Here is a 12,951-nt window from a genome sequence, read left to right on the forward strand (position 1 = left end):
CTACTGAACACCCGGAAGCAACAGAGAAAGCGACCTTAGGGTCGCTTTTTTTGTGTCTGTTTTTTGGTGTTTATCGAAATTTGCAAAAAAAACGATAAGTGCTTGCCACAGCGCGAAGTCGCCCGTAGAATGCGCGCCACACCGAGACACATGGGTGATTAGCTCAGCCGGGAGAGCATCTGCCTTACAAGCAGAGGGTCGGCGGTTCGATCCCGTCATCACCCACCACTCGATGTTTAGCGCAGCGGTAGTTCAGTCGGTTAGAATACCGGCCTGTCACGCCGGGGGTCGCGGGTTCGAGTCCCGTCCGCTGCGCCATATTCCACTTCCAGGGCCTACTGAACACCCGGAAGTCACAAAGAAAGCGACCTTAAGGTCGCTTTTTTTGTTCCTGCACGTGCTACAGCGCCTTTACCGGAATGCAAATGTCGCAGCTGAACTCACCGGTTTGTGGGTTGAATGCCGTAGCGGCGTAAAACCTTTCAAAACACGGGCGGTCGTCACATTGCAGGCCGTTGGACGGCATCCACTCGCGAAGCAGCCGCGTCCAGGCGTCAGCGATGTTTTCCACCCTCCCTTTGAAGCTCGACAGCGCATAGCGCCCTCCCGGCAGGGTCTGGATGTCTGCCTGACCGCTGCTGACGAAATCCGCTGGCACCTCGACGCATGCGTCATAACGGCACTTGTCAGCGGGCGTGATGGACGGGTCGTCATGACCGATACCGTAGCAAACGCCTTCGCTGAAACCGTGCGAGTACATCCAGGGCGTCATCTTGTTGCGCCAGAACTCGCCGATGGCGGGGCCGTAGGGGCCGATCAGACGCTGGTAGGCCACGCGGGTTGCCGGTAAATCGATGATGCGTACATTCATGGCGGGATCCTTTGCCAATGGACAGGAGACGACAGCATCAGCGAATGCGCCCTGGCATGCCTGATCCACATTGCTCGCAACCTGATCAGGATTGCTCTCTCCATCAGCGCGATGCTGGCCAATGGCTGCAACCAGGGCTGCCGCTCGCTGTGGAGCATTGGCCCGCCAGTCCGATGGCGTACAGCCAAACCTGAGCTTGAAGGCCCGTGCGAATGCCTCAGCCGAATTGAAGCCAGAAGCCAGGGCGGTTTCCAGTACTGTTTCATGGCTGCTGGCGCAAAGGCGCAGTGCTGCCTTCTCCAGCCGTCTGCGCCGGATGTAGTTGCCCAGGGTCTCGCCCATCCAGGCAGCGAAGAGCCGATGAAAATGAAAGCGTGAAAAGTTGGCGACGTCGGCGAGTGCTGTGCCATCCAGAGGTTGCTCCAGGTGAGCATCGATATAGTTGAGGACGCGATTCATGCGTCGTGTGTACTCAGCGCGTGATGCCTGAGCGGCGGGGGCGGTCGTCATGGCGCAAACACTAGCCTCGGATAGGAAAAGTAGCGGCTCACCGGTTGCAGCGCAGTAGAACGCTTCCAGCAGTGCAAAAGCTAGTCTACCTGCTGCCGTCAGCATGAATGTGCTCCAGCATGGCGCCAGGACGCTCGCGCGTGCCATTGCATGGTGCGTCACTGGTGCCGGCTTCTTCGCCGGCCAGCCCACCCTCGCCGTGCAGCTGCGCCCCCAGGCCTTGCGAAATCCTGGTGCGCGCCGCGTGCCCGCGAAAGGACGGCACAGCTGGCCCACAAATTGCTGTTTCCCCTCCATCCAGGGCTATCAACGTCGACAGCCCGCAACATTTCACGACAAAGGCGCCGTGTTGCCCCGCTTGCCAAGCAAGCCGGGCAGCCGGCGCCTTTTTGCGTTCCCACAGGAGCCCGCCCCATGGCCAACAGCGAAGTACGCAGCGTCTGTCCCTATTGCGGCGTTGGTTGCGGCATCGTCATGAGCGTTGTCGATGGCAAGGTCGCCAAGATCAGCGGCGACAAGCAGCACCCCAGCAATTTCGGCCGCCTGTGCACCAAAGGCCTTACCGCACACCTGCCGCTGAGCGCCGCCGGGCGCATGGCCGACGCCTATGTACGCCAGCAGCGCAACCAGCAGCCGGCACGTACCGGCATCGACCAGGCCATTGCCGAGGCCGCCGCACGCCTGCGCGGCATCCTCGACCAGCACGGCCCTGACGCCGTGGCGCTGTACGTGTCCGGGCAAATGTCGCTGGAGGCCCAGTACCTGGCCAACAAGCTGGCCAAGGGCTTCATCCGCACCCGTCACATCGAGTCCAACTCACGCCTGTGCATGGCCAGCGCCAGCAGTGGCTACAAGCTCTCGCTCGGCGCCGATGGCCCGCCCGGCAGCTACCAGGACTTCGAGCACGCTGATGTGTTCCTGGTGATCGGCGCCAACATGGCTGACTGCCACCCGATTCTGTTCCTGCGCCTGCTCGACCGGGTCAAGGCGGGCGCCAGGCTGATCGTGGTCGACCCGCGGCGCAGTGCCACCGCCGACAAGGCCGACCTGTTCCTGCAGGTGCGCCCCGGCACTGACCTGGCCTTGCTCAACGGGCTGCTGCACCTGCTGCAGCGCAACGGCCATACCGACCCCGATTTCATCGCCCGCCATACCGAAGGCTGGGACGAACTGGCCGGCTTTGTCGACGACTACACCCCGCAACGCGTGGCCGCCATCACCGGCCTGGCCGAGGCCGACCTCATCAAGGCCGCCGAATGGATCGGTACCGCCAACAACTGGATGAGTTGCTGGACCATGGGCCTGAACCAGAGCATTCACGGCACCTGGCACAGCAACGCGCTGTGCAACCTGCACCTGGCCACCGGTGCCATCTGCCGCCTCGGCAGCGGGCCGTTCTCGCTCACCGGCCAGCCGAATGCCATGGGTGGCCGCGAGATGGGCTACATGGGCGCCGGGCTACCGGGCCAGCGCTCGGCGCTGGTGGCCGCAGACCGGGCCTTCGTCGAGCGGCAATGGGGCCTGGCGCCTGGCAGCCTGCGGGAAGAAGCAGGCGAGGGCACCATCGCCCTGTACCAGCAGATGAAGGCCGGTGCAGTCAAAGCCTGCTGGATCATCTGCAGCAACCCGGTGGCCAGCGTCGCCAATCGCCAGCAAGTGATCGAGGGCTTGCGCCAGGCCGAGCTGGTGATCGCCCAGGACGCCTTTCTCGACACTGAAACCAACCGCTATGCCGACATTCTCCTGCCAGCCGCGCTGTGGGCCGAAGGCGAGGGCGTGATGATCAACAGCGAGCGCAACCTGACCCTGATGCCGCGCGCTGTCGCGCCACCCGGGCAAAGCCTGGCGGATTGGCAGATCATTGCCCGGGTCGCCTGTGCCATGGGCTATGCCGAGGCCTTCGACTACCCCGATGCCGAAGCGGTGTACGAAGAAATCCGCCGCTTCCACAACCCCGCGACCGGCTACGACCTGCGTGGCATCGGTTATGCCGACCTGCGCGAGCAACCGCGCCAGTGGCCCTGCGCGCCAGGCCGCGACAACCCGCGCAGCCCGTTACGCTACTGCAACGATGGCAACAGCCAGGCGCTGGTGCACGATGCCCACGGCGAACGCCCGGCACTGGCCTTTGCCACCAGCAGCGGCAAGGCGCGCTTCTTCGCCCGGCCCTGGCTGCCAGCGGCGGAGTTGCCCGATGCTGATTACCCCATGGTGCTGAGTACCGGCCGTGTGCAGCATCAGTGGCACACCCTGACCAAGACCGGCAAGGTGCCGGCGCTGAACAAGCTCGAGCCTGGCCCTTTCGTCGAGCTCCACCGCGAAGATGCCGCACGGCTGGGCATCACCGAAAACGACCAGGTCGCCATCCGCTCGCGCCGGGGCCAAGCCGTGCTGCCTGCGCGTATCAGCGACCGGGTGATGCCGGGCAACTGCTTTGCTCCGTTTCACTGGAACGACCTGGTTGGCGATCAGTTGGCGATCAATGCCGTTACCTGCGATGCGGTCGATCCACTGTCGTTGCAGCCGGCGTTCAAGCATTGTGCCGTGGTTCTGGAGCGGGTCGCCGGTGAACGCATCGAGGCGCTTGAACTGGACCCTGCCATGGCGCAGCCAGCTTGCAGGCCGACCGCTGTCCTGGCCCGTGTGCTTGGCCTGGACACGCTGCCAGTGCCGGTGCTGGCCGAGGAACAACGCCACTATCTGCAAGGCTTCCTGCTGGGCCTGGAGCAGGCCACTAGCGAGGCCGTGCCGTGCCTGCCAGCCAGTGCACCGCTGGCCGGCAACAGTCGGCTGTTCGTCGATGGCTTGCTGGCCGGATTGTTCGCCCAGCCTGCACCAAGGCATCAAGCCGCGTCGGCAGCCCCTCGCCACCAGGTACTCTGGGCCTCGCAGACCGGCAATGGCGCGCGGCTGGCCGAGCGCTGTGCCGAGCGCCTGCGCGATGCTGGCCTCGCTGTGCAGCTCGATTGCATGGATGCGGTCAGCCCGCATCAACTGCAAGGCGCTGCCAGCGTGGTGCTGATTGCCAGTACCTTCGGCGATGGCGATGCGCCGGATAGCGCAGCGGCATTCTGGCGTGCCTTGCAAGGCGAGGAGGGCGCCCATTGTGCCGAACTGGCCTATGCCGTGCTGGCCCTGGGCGATTCCAGTTACCAACAGTTTTGCGGTTTTGGCCGCAAGCTCGACCAGCGCCTGGCCGAGCTGGGTGGGCGACGCCTGCTGCCACGGGTCGATTGCGAGCCGGATTTCGACGATGCCTTCGCTGCCTGGCTCGATGCGCTGCTGCCAACCCTGGGCAGGGTCGCTGCACCACAGCCGCGCAGCGAAGCCGCACCGGCGACGGTTTGCAGCAAGCAGCAACCCTGGGCCGCTCGCGTGCTGGAGAACCGCCTGCTCAACGGCGCGGGCGCCAGCAAGGAAACCCGTCAGCTGGTGTTCGACCTGAGCGGTAGCGGCTTGAGCTATGCCCCGGGGGATGCCTTGGGGGTGTGGCCGCGCAACTGCCCGGCACTGGTCGACGAACTGCTGGCGCTGATGCAGCTCGATGGCCAGGCCATGATCGAGCTGCAAAACCAGCCTCCCATGCCGTTGATAGAAGCCCTGCAAGCGCACCTGGAAATCGCCAAGGTCACCCCGCAACAGTTGCAGGTGTTTGCCGCCAATGCCCCGGACCTGCAGCGCCTGCTGCAGCCCGAGTGCAAGGCCGAGCTGCAGGACTGGCTGTGGGGCCGGCAACTGGTCGATGTGTTGCATGCCTTCCCGCAGCAACTGCCGCTGGCCAGCTGGCTCGAGCTGCTCAAACCGCTGCAGCCGCGGTTGTATTCGATCAGCTCCAGCCTGCTGGCGCACCCAGGGCAAGTGCACCTGACCGTGTCCACGGTGCGCTATGGCTCACGCAAAGGCGTGTGCTCAAGCTTCCTTGCCGACCGCGCGCAGTCACTGAAGGTGGCGATCTTCCCGCAGGTGTCGAAGCACTTCCGGCTGCCCGAGGACGACGCTGTGCCGCTCATCATGGTCGGCCCCGGCACCGGCATTGCGCCGTTCCGGGCCTTCCTCGAGGAACGTGAGGCGCGCGGAGCCAAGGGCGCCAACTGGCTGTTCTTCGGTGAACAGTACGCGGCCACCGATTTCTATTACCGGGAGCAGTTGCTGGCCTGGCAGGCCACAGGGCACTTGCGCCTGGACACGGCCTTCTCGCGGGACCAGGCGCAGAAGATCTATGTGCAACAGCGCATGCTGGAGCGCGGCGCGGAGCTCTGGCAGTGGCTGCAGGCGGGGGCTTACTTCTATGTATGTGGTGATGCGCAGCGCATGGCCAGGGATGTGGAGGCGGCGTTGCGGGTGATCGTGGCCGAGCATGGGGGCATGGATGCGGCGGCAGCTGCGGCTTATGTCGAGGCGCTGGGCAAGGCCAAGCGGTATCGGCGGGATGTGTATTGAATGCGCCAAGATGGGGAGTGATGCACTTGGAATGTGCGTTTACTGCGCTGGCGCTATCAGTGGCAGCCAGTTCCCACAGCTATCCCACCGTCCTGTGAAGCTGTGGCAAGCCTTGTGGGCGCTGGCTTGGCGGCGATAGGGCAAGTCCTGGCAACAGCTTTGGCATAGTCCCTGCTTTAAACCGATTACAACAAAGCCCACTGATCAACGGCGATCAACCCGGGCCCCCTACCGTGATGAATACAGGCAAAGGCGCCTGGAGCTTCGGCTCCAGGCGCTTTTTTTTTGATCGAGGATCGGCTTATGAAGGCAACAGCGAGCAGCGGGCAACGACAGCGACTGATCATCGTCGGCAACGGCATGGTCGGCCATCACTGCGTCGAACAACTGGTCAGCCGTGGCGCCCTGCAGCGCTTCGAGCTGCACGTGTTCGGCGAAGAGCGACAACGCGCCTATGACCGCGTGCACCTGTCCGAGTACTTCGGGGGCAGCTGCGCCGAAACCCTGGCCCTGTGCGGGCAGGATTTCTACAGCGCCAGCGGCGTGCATCTGCACCTCGGTGAAGCAGTGCTGGAAATCGACCGCGCGCGCGGCGAAGTGGTCACCGCCGAAGGGCGCTACGGCTATGACCAGCTAGTGCTGGCCACCGGCTCGTACCCCTTCGTACCGCCGATCGAAGGTTCCAGCGGCAATGCACGCCTGGTCTATCGCACCCTCGATGACCTCGACGCCATTCGCGCCGCCGCCGCCAATGCCCGCCGTGGCGTGGTGGTTGGCGGTGGCCTGCTCGGCCTGGAAGCGGCCAACGCCCTCAAGTCGCTGGGCCTGGAAGCCCACGTGGTGGAATTCGCCCCACGGCTGATGCCGGTGCAACTGGACGGCGAGGGCGGTGCCGCGCTCAAGGCCCAGATCGAAGCCCTGGGTGTAGGGGTGCACCTGTCGCGCGCCACCCAGTCGATCAGTGCCGGTGAACACTACCGCTACCGCATGAACTTTGATGGCGGCGAGTACCTGGAAACCGACCTGGTCGTGTTTTCTGCCGGTATCCGCCCGCAGGATGCCCTGGGCCGAGCCTGTGGCCTGGACATCGCGGCGCGTGGCGGGGTGGTGATCGATAACCACTGCCGCAGCAGTGACCCACGCATCTTTGCCATCGGCGAGTGCGCGTCGTGGAACGGCAGCGTATTCGGCCTGGTCGCCCCGGGCTACAGCATGGCCCGCAACCTGGCGGCATTGCTGATGGGGCAAGCCGCTGGCGAATTCACCGGTGCCGACATGTCGACCAAGCTCAAGCTGCTGGGTGTGGATGTCGGTTCGATCGGCGATGCCCACGGCGCCACCCCAGGCGCGCGCAGCTACCGCTTCATCGATGAAGCCAACAGCGCCTATCGCCGGCTGGTGGTGGACGCCAGCGGCAAGCGCGTGCTCGGTGCGGTGCTGGTTGGCGACAACAGTTACTACGACACCTTGCTGCAGTATGCACAGAATGGCATCACCCTGCCGGCCGACCCGGCAGCGCTGATCCTGCCGCAAGGTGGCGCGGCGCCGGCCCTGGGTGCCGATGCGCTGCCCGACAGCGCAACCCTCTGCTCCTGCCACAACGTCAGCAAGGGCGCGGTGTGTGCCGCCATCGACAGCGGCTGTGGCGACCTTGCCGCGGTCAAGGGCTGCACCAAGGCCGCGACTGGCTGTGGTGGCTGCGCGGCCCTGCTCAAGCAGGTGGTCGAGCACGAGCTGGGCGCCCGCGGCGTGGTGGTGGACAAGAGCCTGTGCGAGCACTTTGCCTACACCCGCCAGGAACTGTACGGGCTGGTGCGGGTAGAGTGCATCCGCACCTTCAACGAGCTGCTCGCACGCCATGGCAAGGGGCAGGTTGGCTGTGACATCTGCAAGCCGGCGGTGGGCAATATTCTTGCCTCGTGCTGGAACCAGCCGATCATGGACCCGGCGCTGGTGCCGCTGCAGGACACCAACGACACCTTCATGGCCAACATGCAGAAGAACGGTACCTACTCGGTGGTGCCACGCATCCCCGGCGGGGAAATCACCCCCGACAAACTCATCGTGATCGGCCAGGTGGCGAAGAAGTACGACCTGTACACCAAGATCACCGGTGGCCAGCGCATCGACCTGTTTGGCGCGCAGCTGCACGAACTGCCGCTGATCTGGGGCGAGCTGATCGAGGCCGGTTTCGAAACCGGCCACGCCTATGGCAAGTCGACCCGCACGGTGAAGTCATGCGTGGGCAGCACCTGGTGCCGCTACGGGGTGCAGGACAGTGTCGGCATGGCCCTGCGCCTGGAAGACCGCTACAAGGGCCTGCGCAGCCCGCACAAGCTCAAGTTCGCAGTGTCCGGCTGCACCCGTGAATGCGCCGAGGCGCAAAGCAAGGACATCGGTGTGATCGCTACCGAGAAAGGCTGGAACTTGTACGTGTGCGGCAACGGCGGCATGCGCCCGCGGCATGCCGAACTGTTCGCCACCGACCTCGACGACGAAACCCTGGTGCGCCTGATCGACCGGGTGCTGATGTTCTACATCCGCACCGCCGACAAGCTGCAGCGCACCTCGGTGTGGCGCGAGAACCTGGAGGGTGGCCTGGATTACCTGAAACAGGTGGTCATCGACGACAGCCTGGGCCTGGCTGGCGAGCTGGAAGCGCAGATGCAGCATGTGGTCGACCAGTACCAATGCGAGTGGGCCAACACCCTGAACGACCCCGAGAAACTCAAGCGCTTCCGCACCTTCGTCAACGACCGCCGGGCTGACCCGGACGTGCACTTCGTGCGCGAACGCGAACAGCGTCGGCCTGTGGCAGCGCTGCATCTGATTCCAACCGTCGAGGAGGCTGTGTGATGAACCTGTCCAATGCTGCAGTGAAACCCCGGGTGAACTGGCAAACGGTATGCCAGGCCGATGACCTGGTGGCCGATTCCGGGGTGGTGGTATGGCTCAATGGCGCCCAGGTGGCGTTGTTCTACCTGCCGGAGCAGGCCCAACCGCTGTACGCGGTGGACAACCGCGATCCGCGTTCCGGGGCCAATGTCATCGGCCGTGGGCTGGTGGGCACGCTGCAGGGCGAGTTGGTGGTAGCGGCGCCGTTGTACAAGCAGCATTTCAGCCTGCACAGCGGCGAGTGCCTGGAAGATTCGGCGCAGCGTTTGCGGGTGTGGCCGGTGCGCTTGAGGGGGCGTGCGGTGGAGTTGGCGGTGAATTGATGGGGGTGTTGTCGCCTGTGAGATCGAGCGCCGCGCGGGCGGCGCTCGGTCGCCAATACGGCGAAAATACCGCGACCAGCGCAATGGGGTAAGCTTGCGCCCCATGAACCTCGACACCCGCATCAAGTACCGCCACCTCCTGTGCTTCCTGGAGATTGCCCGGCAGGGCAGCCTGGCCAGGGCTGCCGACGTGCTCGCGATCAGCCAGCCGGCCATCTCCAAGACCCTCAAGGAACTCGAAGCGCTGCTGGAAACACGGCTGTTCGCGCGCAACCGCCAGGGCGTCGAGCTGACTGCAGACGGGACTCGCTTCATGCGCTATGCCGGGCCCAGCGTGCAAGCCCTGCGCGATGGCGTCAGCAGCCTGCGCGGCGAAGCGCGGGCACCTTCGCAGGTCCGCATTGGCGTGCTGTCCACGGTCGAAGGCCTGCTCATGCCCGAGGTGTTGTGCCGCCTGCACCAGCGCCATGACGCGCTGGTGATCAATGTGGTTACCGGAGCCAGTGCGCAGCTGCTTGGTCAACTGCGCCTGGGCGAGCTGGAGCTGGTAGTCGGGCGCATGACCGACAGCCCACAGATCCAGGGCCTGTCGTTCGAGCACCTGTACAGCGAGTCGATGAGCCTGGTGGTGCGCCCGGGCCACCCGCTGCTGGCCAGCATGCCGGTCGAGCGGGCCCAGGTAGGGCGTTACCCACTGGTGTTGCCGCCAGCCGGCACAACCATCCGCCAGCATGCCGACAGCCTGTTCGTGCAATGCGGCATCCAGATGTCGGCACAGCGCCTGGAAACCCTGTCGCTGGCCCTCAGCCGGCGTTACCTGCTGGGCAGCGATGCGCTGTGGGTGGCACCGCGCGACGCGGTGCTGCTCGACCTGCGGCGCGGCGAGCTCGCCGAACTCGACCTCGGCGTGCGCGAGCCAGGCGGTTCGGTTGGCATCTGCCGCAACGCGGCCTTGCCACAGAGCCTCCCGGGGCAGTGGGTTTGCGAGGTGCTGCGCGAGGTGGCCGGGCAGTACCGCGAGGGCGCCTACCCTTGAAGCGGTTCGCTCAGCAGGGCACCCGAAGCCTGCCCCAGGTCGGGGAGGAAAAAAAGCCGACTGTGCTCACACAGTCGGCAAACGCCCCAGCGCCTGGTGCTTGGAGATCCCGGATGGCGCTGGCCTGGAGCATAGTGGCCGCTCAACACGGCTGATTCTTGAACGAATCGCTTGTGTTGCGCAGCACCGTGGCGACACGGCCAGGTGACAGGCCGACCATGCGCCGGGTCATACGGGTCAGGTGGGCCTGGTCAGCGAAACCACCGGTGAGCGCGGCATCGCTGAGGCTGGCGCCGTGGGCCAGGGCGTGGCAAGCCCGTTCGAGCTTTCGCCAGATAATCCATTGCGACAGCGGCACGCCCAGCTGCCGCGTGGCGAAGAAGCGCAAGCGTGGGCTGGACAGGCCTACTGCGTGGGCTGCGCGCGACACCGCGCCGATACCGGCGCAGTCCTGGCGCAGCAGGTGCAGGGCATCGGCCAGGCGCGGGTCGAAACTGTCGCGAGCCACCAGCTTCAGTTGCAGGGCCGCGACCGCGTCATTGAAGCTGCTCGCGTGGCGGACGCAATCGACAAGGTCAGAACTGACGGCTGCCGTACCACTGTCGTCGAGCAGGCCCTTCAGGGCACGGCCAAGTGGTGCGTCTGGGTAGCAATAGAGAAAGGCCACGCGGCCTGGGTTGGGCAGCGCGCGATGGTCGACAGCGGGCCCGATCAGCACCCCCGGCGCCGTGAGGATGCGGCTGCCGAACGCCACGGAGATATCCTGGTGCAGGCCAATGCACAGCTGAATGGCGACGTGGGCATGGGCAGCAGTCTGGTCGGCCTGGCCGATGTAGCCCAGCCAGTAGTCAGCGAAGGTTACTGCTCCATCCCATTTCATTAAGCGTCCCTGAAGCCTGTTGCCGATAGCCTGGCCGCGTGCGGGCCAGTATCCTTGCTGCGGCGGATGATAGCGTTATGGTATATCTTGGTCGACCGAAACGTAACGATGCATCGTTCGCATCCAATTCAAGGCCTTTGTGCCGTGCGCAAGGCTGTGGAACTAATCCATGTCTGCCCGCTCTTATGCCGGTAGCCATCGGTTGGGGACGCCTGATAAGCTCGCGGCTTCTACCCTGATTGCCCTTATGGCGCATGAACAAGGAAATCACATGAAACAGCATCGTTTGGCGGCTGCGGTTGCCCTGGTAGGCCTGGTACTGGCTGGCTGTGATCAACAGACCAGCAGCCCCGAGCTGAAGACTCCGGCGCAGAAAGCCTCCTACGGTATCGGCCTGAACATGGGCAAGAGCCTTGCTCAGGAAGGCATGGAAGACCTTGATTCGAAAGCTGTTGCCCTCGGCATTGAAGACGCCGTCGGCAAGAAAGAACAGCGCATCAAGGATGAAGAGCTGGTAGAGGCTTTCACCGCGTTGCAGAAGCGCGCAGAGGAACGCCTGGCCAAGGCCAGCGAAGAAGCCGCCTCTGCCGGCAAGAAATTCCTCGAGGAAAACGCCAAGAAGCCAGGTGTCGTCACCACTGCTTCGGGCTTGCAGTATGAAGTGGTCAAGAAGGCTGACGGCCCGCAGCCCAAGCCGACCGACGTAGTCACCGTGCACTATGAAGGCAAACTGATCGATGGCAAGGTGTTCGACAGCTCCGTCGAGCGCGGCAGCCCGATCGACCTGCCAGTCAGCGGCGTGATCCCGGGTTGGGTCGAAGCCCTGCAACTGATGCACGTTGGCGAGAAATACAAGCTGTTCATCCCGGCGGAACTGGCCTACGGCGCACAAAGCCCAAGCCCGCTGATTCCGGCCAACTCGGTGCTGGTGTTCGACCTGGAACTGATCGCCATCAAGGACCCGGCCCAGCTGCAAGGCGCCGAGCCGGGCGCCGAAGCCCCTGCCGAAGCGCCTGCCAAGTAATACCGGCTGGCCCTGCACAAAACGCCCCGTTCCGACGGGGCGTTTTCGTTTGTGCCAGGATGGTTGGACGAACCTGCACCTGCTGATACTGTCCGAGCAATTGCAGCGTGAAGAAGCTGCACGCTGGTGGTGCAAATCGTTTGCGGTGCACCGTACACAGGGTTTGAAACCACTGTGTAAAAAACGCCCGATCTGACCGGGGCCCTTGCCTGGCAGGCACCTGCGGTCGGAAACGTCGCCCTGTTCACAAGGTTATCCACAATAAATGTGGATAACCTTATCCGCCTGGAGGCTCCATGAGCGCACCTTGGAATTTCGCCCGTTTCCTGCCCTTGGCCGAGCGCCTGCTCAGCCGTGGCCGGTTACCGGCCCTGCTGTTCGCGGTGGCCCGCAAAGGCCCGCGCCTCGGTCAGTTGCGGGAAGATGTAAAGCTGTTGCAGTCGCTGTGCCTGGCCTGGTGGCGTGGCGAGTACCGCGCCATCAGCGCCAAGGCCCTGGTCACCATCGTCGCCGGCCTGCTGTATTTCGTCAGCCCTATCGATGCCATACCGGACTGGCTGCTGGGAGTGGGCTTGCTCGACGACATCGCCGTGCTGGGCTGGGTACTGAAGACCGTGGCTGACGAGCTGGCGCGCTTCAAGGCCTGGCGCGACAGCCAGACACCGGAGCGGCTACGCGTGGTCGAGCGCCTGCCGACCACGCCGGAAGCCCTGCAGCTGGAGCGCAAGACGCAGTGAAACCAGCCTGAGCTGAACCTCACAGATCTCCAGAGCGGGTGATACTGCTGCGGTGAGCTACGTCAACGGTGCTGGCGGGCTGTTGTTGCGCAAGTGAATAGGGCGCCATGATCGGCGCCCTTCGTTTTCCCGGCTGTAATCAGAATTGGTGATCCCTTGGCTTCATTGGCAGTTGTCATCGCCTTCCTGGATCGGCGCCCCGATACAACGGCTAAATACGTGTTCGAGGCGGCTT

The 12,951-nt window shown here is 64.3% G+C and carries 8 protein-coding genes and 2 tRNA genes; 8 read left to right on the forward strand and 2 right to left on the reverse strand.

Going from position 1 to position 12,951, the window contains the following annotated elements; translation table 11 throughout:
- Window positions 1-152: 152 nt before the first annotated feature.
- A tRNA-Val gene (locus tag ACJA3S_RS06410) sits at window positions 153-228 on the forward strand.
- A gap of 13 nt (window positions 229-241) precedes the next feature.
- Window positions 242-318, forward strand: a tRNA-Asp gene (locus ACJA3S_RS06415).
- A gap of 82 nt (window positions 319-400) precedes the next feature.
- On the opposite strand, the gene ACJA3S_RS06420 is transcribed toward ACJA3S_RS06415, so the two are convergent.
- Complete coding sequence (locus ACJA3S_RS06420) at window positions 401-1,486, reverse strand: GyrI-like domain-containing protein (RefSeq protein ID WP_406821204.1); 1,086 nt, start codon at window positions 1,484-1,486, stop codon at window positions 401-403.
- A 309-nt stretch (window positions 1,487-1,795) separates the two neighbouring features.
- Here ACJA3S_RS06420 and ACJA3S_RS06425 point away from each other — a divergent pair, with 309 nt between their 5' ends.
- From ACJA3S_RS06425 to pcaQ, 4 genes are all read left to right on the forward strand, one after another.
- Entirely contained in the window at window positions 1,796-5,821 is a 4,026-nt protein-coding gene (locus tag ACJA3S_RS06425; RefSeq protein ID WP_406821205.1) for a molybdopterin-dependent oxidoreductase, read from the forward strand.
- Window positions 5,822-6,124: 303 nt separating this feature from the next.
- On the forward strand, window positions 6,125-8,677 hold the full coding sequence (gene nirB, locus ACJA3S_RS06430; protein WP_406821206.1) for a nitrite reductase large subunit NirB: 2,553 nt from the start codon (window positions 6,125-6,127) through the stop codon (window positions 8,675-8,677).
- Complete coding sequence (nirD, locus tag ACJA3S_RS06435; protein WP_406821207.1) at window positions 8,677-9,039, forward strand: nitrite reductase small subunit NirD; 363 nt, start codon at window positions 8,677-8,679, stop codon at window positions 9,037-9,039. The genes nirB and nirD overlap by 1 nt, the downstream gene beginning before the upstream one ends.
- Before the next feature lie 103 nt (window positions 9,040-9,142).
- The gene (gene pcaQ, locus ACJA3S_RS06440) at window positions 9,143-10,075 is read left to right on the forward strand and encodes a pca operon transcription factor PcaQ (protein WP_406821208.1); all 933 of its coding nucleotides are present in this window, start codon (window positions 9,143-9,145) and stop codon (window positions 10,073-10,075) included.
- Window positions 10,076-10,217: 142 nt separating this feature from the next.
- Here pcaQ and ACJA3S_RS06445 read toward each other — a convergent pair whose 3' ends face one another.
- Window positions 10,218-10,955 (reverse strand): helix-turn-helix domain-containing protein, encoded by a 738-nt coding sequence (locus ACJA3S_RS06445; RefSeq protein ID WP_406821209.1) that lies wholly within the window; start codon window positions 10,953-10,955, stop codon window positions 10,218-10,220.
- A 271-nt stretch (window positions 10,956-11,226) separates the two neighbouring features.
- Here ACJA3S_RS06445 and ACJA3S_RS06450 point away from each other — a divergent pair, with 271 nt between their 5' ends.
- On the forward strand, window positions 11,227-11,979 hold the full coding sequence (locus ACJA3S_RS06450; RefSeq protein ID WP_170028755.1) for an FKBP-type peptidyl-prolyl cis-trans isomerase: 753 nt from the start codon (window positions 11,227-11,229) through the stop codon (window positions 11,977-11,979).
- A gap of 296 nt (window positions 11,980-12,275) precedes the next feature.
- A complete protein-coding gene (locus ACJA3S_RS06455; RefSeq protein ID WP_406821210.1) occupies window positions 12,276-12,716 on the forward strand; it encodes a YkvA family protein in 441 nt (146 codons plus the stop codon).
- Window positions 12,717-12,951 lie beyond the last annotated feature (235 nt).

Origin of the sequence: Pseudomonas sp. KnCO4, assembly GCF_045344305.1 — a bacterium.
Taxonomy (GTDB): domain Bacteria; phylum Pseudomonadota; class Gammaproteobacteria; order Pseudomonadales; family Pseudomonadaceae; genus Aquipseudomonas; species Aquipseudomonas anuradhapurensis.

Bases quoted from the DNA above. Each gene is read 5' to 3' on its own strand.
- ACJA3S_RS06420 (WP_406821204.1), bottom strand. From the start codon at position 1,486: ATGCTGACGGCAGCAGGTAGACTAGCTTTTGCACTGCTGGAAGCGTTC.
- ACJA3S_RS06425 (WP_406821205.1), top strand. From the start codon at position 1,796: ATGGCCAACAGCGAAGTACGCAGCGTCTGTCCCTATTGCGGCGTTGGT.
- nirB (WP_406821206.1), top strand. From the start codon at position 6,125: ATGAAGGCAACAGCGAGCAGCGGGCAACGACAGCGACTGATCATCGTC.
- nirD (WP_406821207.1), top strand. From the start codon at position 8,677: ATGAACCTGTCCAATGCTGCAGTGAAACCCCGGGTGAACTGGCAAACG.
- pcaQ (WP_406821208.1), top strand. From the start codon at position 9,143: ATGAACCTCGACACCCGCATCAAGTACCGCCACCTCCTGTGCTTCCTG.
- ACJA3S_RS06445 (WP_406821209.1), bottom strand. From the start codon at position 10,955: ATGAAATGGGATGGAGCAGTAACCTTCGCTGACTACTGGCTGGGCTAC.
- ACJA3S_RS06450 (WP_170028755.1), top strand. From the start codon at position 11,227: ATGAAACAGCATCGTTTGGCGGCTGCGGTTGCCCTGGTAGGCCTGGTA.
- ACJA3S_RS06455 (WP_406821210.1), top strand. From the start codon at position 12,276: ATGAGCGCACCTTGGAATTTCGCCCGTTTCCTGCCCTTGGCCGAGCGC.